The sequence below is a fragment of the Geobacillus sp. ZGt-1 genome (genome assembly GCF_001026865.1).
Taxonomy (GTDB): domain Bacteria; phylum Bacillota; class Bacilli; order Bacillales; family Anoxybacillaceae; genus Geobacillus; species Geobacillus thermoleovorans.
The window spans coordinates 142,431-146,607 of sequence record NZ_LDPD01000026.1; the positions used below are offsets into that span (position 1 = coordinate 142,431).

Annotated in this window: 2 protein-coding genes and 1 pseudogene; 1 reads left to right on the plus strand and 2 read right to left on the minus strand. The window is 51.7% G+C overall.

All coding sequences use genetic code 11. From position 1 onward, the window contains the following. A pseudogene (locus tag VU18_RS20695) lies at window positions 1-218 on the plus strand (plasmid pRiA4b ORF-3 family protein); the annotation flags it as partial. An 86-nt stretch (window positions 219-304) separates the two neighbouring features. Here VU18_RS20695 and VU18_RS14245 read toward each other — a convergent pair. Then, the gene (locus tag VU18_RS14245; protein ID WP_014195141.1) at window positions 305-1,639 is read right to left on the minus strand and encodes an SEC-C domain-containing protein; all 1,335 of its coding nucleotides are present in this window, start codon (window positions 1,637-1,639) and stop codon (window positions 305-307) included. 498 nt (window positions 1,640-2,137) lie between these two features. Then, window positions 2,138-4,177, minus strand: a 2,040-nt coding sequence (locus VU18_RS14250) for a hypothetical protein (protein ID WP_047758366.1), incomplete at its 5' end; no start/stop codon positions are given.

Here is a 4,177-nt window from a genome sequence, read left to right on the forward strand (position 1 = left end):
CTTGCCTGAAAGGAAAACGGGCGTGCCCTCCCGAGGATTGCGGCGGCGTCTATGGCTACCTGGAGCTGCTGGAAGCGGCGGCGCAAAAAGACTCTCTTGCCGATCCCGAATTGCGCGAGCTGGTAGACTGGATGTACGACATGAAAGGCGAAGATTTTGACCCTGATGCCTTTGACGTCGAGGAAGCGAACGAGCGGCTGGCCTATATCCGATTGTAACGCATGCGAAAGAAGGTATCCGTCATCTCTCAAGGGCACCTTCTTTCGCACCCATCTGTCCTTTGTTGCCTGCTTTGTCCATCGCCTTACAAAAATCCCCGTTCGGCAAACGTCTCCCAGACGAGCTCCTCGAGCTCCTTGCGCAACTCAGCTGCATCGACTCCTTCAAGCAACCCGTCCTTTTTCCATGTTCGGATCGCTTTGTCGATCAAGCGATGGACTTGATCAACGTCCCAGCCCTCGCAATCAAACAACTCCTCAACTTGGTCAAGCCATTCCTCAATCGCACGGTCCAGCTCATCGCCATCCTCCATCCCACCGTCGTCGAACCAGATCTCATCACCGTCATCCCCATCGTCAAAGAGCCACTCATCATCATTCTCGCCCTCATCATCTCCATCATCGAGCAACTCTGTGCGAAATAAAAACAATTCCATCACAGCGGCTTCCACTTCCTCTACAGGAACGCCGTAGTGTTCCGCAACCTTTTCCATATTGACAAATTCTCTTCCAGCCATTTCACTCGCCAAATAACGGAGTGCAGCCGCATACACAGCAGGATTCTTGATGACCGGTTCATCCATTTCGCAATATGCGCGCCAAAGGAACGCAGCCTCGCTGAGCACTAAGGAGGAGGTTGTTTCTTCCTTTTTCTTTAATTCGCGAAAAACATCATCTTGATCTCGATCCCCCCAGTCCTTTTCGCTCAGCAGCTGCCACAACAGCTCATGGACCGCTATTTCAAGCAATTCCGGAAACGACTCGCGCAAAAACACTTCACACGTTTTCGTATCCGGATTCCATTCCGCTTGAAGCGCCCGCGCAAGCCGATCCTTCCCGCTCTTTGGAATCGGCAGCACCTTCATGAAGTACGCCCACTCGTCCCCATGTGGAACGAGGCATCCTACTAACACGTCCCCCTCCCTAGCAGACGGAAGCTCCTCCGGCGTCAAAAAACGGACGTACTTTTCTTTTCTGGTCAACAGATCGCGTACAAGGAAACGCCGCTCATCCTCGATATGAATGATCTCGTCAAACGACGGAACCGCCTCGTCCCATCGCTTCAAATGAGTTTGCACTGCTGGACGCCACCGCGTGCGGCGCCGGCTTCTCATATAGGCTGAAAAAATTGTCATCCCTTTGTCATCAACGTGTCTGTGAAAAATCGCCCAGTTCGTCAGCAATAAATTGGCGCTGGTCTCCAGCTCGTTAGGAAGCCCTTGAAATGGAGAACCAGACATCATGAAAGCAAGCTCTTCCTCATATCGCTCTAACGCAAACGAAAACACATCTTGCATACATTTGGCCACTTCACGGTCAATTAGAGATTCTATCGATACTGCTTCTTTCTTCCCACAACAATGCTTGTACGTTTTCCCACTGCCGCATGGACAAAGATTGTTTCGCGATGCCTTCACCATATAGCTACCTACTTTCTTTGTATCATAGTCATTGAACGTTCTCCCCCTCTACGCTAACGCTCGGGCCAGCTAAACACTTTGGGGAGACATTCACGATCAACGTGTGATGGAACTGCTTTCAGCAACACATATCGCAAGCACTTTGGGACTTCCGCCGCTCATGTCGAGAACATCGATTCGCATTCCATTTTTATCAAAAGGTGCCCTTGGCTTTTTCAAAACATGCCATATTTCCTTCTCCAAGGAGAAATCAGCCAATCCATGATTTTCATGCCGGTTGACACTCCGCACTCCTAAAGGTGTAGGATTCTTGGATCATTCGCGTCCTCATCCGTTTCTCGGTAAAACGAGAAAAACCCTGCTTCTCAAGCACACGTTATGGTGATGGACCAAAATCCTAAGAATATGAATGACTCTTACCATTGGGCTTGCCTGCATAATGGAGAATCATAGAGGCCGAGCCGAGAGAAACAAGCGCCCCGTCATTCATCGGGACGCCTACGGCCGGCGAAGCAAACGGGACAACGAGGCAAGCAGGCGCTCTTGAAACGCAGCCCGTTCTTTCTCCACCTTGTCTGGCCACTCTTGCAGCGCCTGAAGCCACGGCTCTACGTACGGTGAGAAAGACGGCGGATATACGCGGGCAAGATCGTCCAGCTTGCCGTTGCGATCGGTCGCGGCGACGATATACATGCCCGGCAACAGATGCGGCTCTGCCCGCTTCGGAATGTCCCATGTCACCGTTCGGTTATGGGCAAGCCAATCCAGCACCGCCTTCCCCTGTTCCACACGCTTGACGCGGAAAAACGAGAAACCGACGGAAAGGGAAATAGGCAAACCAAACAAACGAGCAAGCTGCCAAGCCATCAGTTCCTCATCCCCCTTTCCGTTCTCGCCCCTCCATTCATCCAGCAAAGCAAAGCAATGTTCCAATTCGCTTCTGACCTCTTCCAGCACGGCACCAATAACAGTTCGATGATTCGTTCCATAACGGCGGTCCAGCCAATCGGCCCACTCAAGCAACATATCGAGCGCTCGGCTCACCACTTCCCATGAAAACGAACTCCATCTTGACGGGATTTGATCGACGATGCATTGTTTCCAGTCTTCTTCTCCTACGTCCTCCCACGATGAAAACGTCCGCCCGGTCATATATTCACACACGAGCAAAACCACGGCCCAACACGCCTCTTTGGCCTCTTTTTCTCCGCTCACGATGACTTCGTTATAAAACGCCAATGCGTCATCGGTAAAATACATCCCTTCCCATTCCGCGCGGATCAACAATGTCTCGGTTCTTTCCGGCCCCATCCATTTCATTTTCCATAAGTCCGAAAGACGATGTGATGAGCTAAACGGAGATGGGGGCAATCCATAACGGGAGCGAATGGGATTCACTCCGATGAGCACCGGCAAATTGGCTCGTTCTTGCATGTTAAACAAATGGAATTCATACTCTTTCAGCCACTCATCCACTTCCTGCACACGCCCCTCGCGCGCCATTTCGTGAGGGGTTTTTCCATTCCATTTCTCAAGCGGGGTGTGAAGGGCTTTTTCCATTTGAACATCCAATCCGGCCATCGTTGCCACCCAAGGGGGAGAGTCTGGGTCTGAATCAATATGAAGCGAAACGTTTTCGATCCCTTTTCGGCGCAAAACGGCTTCTGTCCCCCGTTTTCGTTCTTTTGGGGAATACCCAAACGCCTGCAGCAGCGACACGAGCTGTTCGGCCGTCCCTTCCTCCTCGGTAGACAACACGAGACGCGACCGATGAGCGGATAATGACCCGCCTAATTCAAACACATGAATCGGCTTGGGGGAAATCACTCCGACATAATGGTACACATTGGTGCACCATGAACCTTCCACTTTCTCCCCATCGTCATGATCAATGTGAGCGCGTCCGATCGAAGCAAGCTTCCTCATCGCCTCAGCGGCTTCCTGGCATTCGTATTCATACGTCCATCGCGTGCGCTCCTCTTGTACATCGTCCGCCCTCGGAGGATAGCCTGCATCAACGATATCGAGAAAATGTTCAACGGCTACCTTTTCATACGGCCAATCGGTTTGCGTCAACAAGACGCGAATGTTCTCTTCCGCCCGTTCCACGCCCTTCGGATCCACAATCGATGATACACCGCAAACGTAATAGCCGCCGTCAAAGGGCTCCAAAAAGGCAAACATGCCGCCCCAAGGGCGCACAACCTCCAATGTCTCGCAATACGGCATGAGAAGTTTCTCGCCCGTCAACCGGTCGACCGCCACTCCTCCTTCATCATGCAAATCGACAAATTGCACAAGGCGCGGCACAAGTCGAACCCAGCGGTCCAACATTTCCTTGAGCTCCGGAGACAGACGACGCCCTTTTTCCTGTTGAAACCATTCAACGCCGCGCAATCCATTCGGATAACGATGGAGGAAAAAACGCCAAAGCGTCTCAAACACCTTCAACTCTTCACGATGATCCTTTTGTTCGATCATTCGGCGAAATGTACGGTTGACCGCTTCGCGTTCATCATAAGACAGCGATTCATCCAA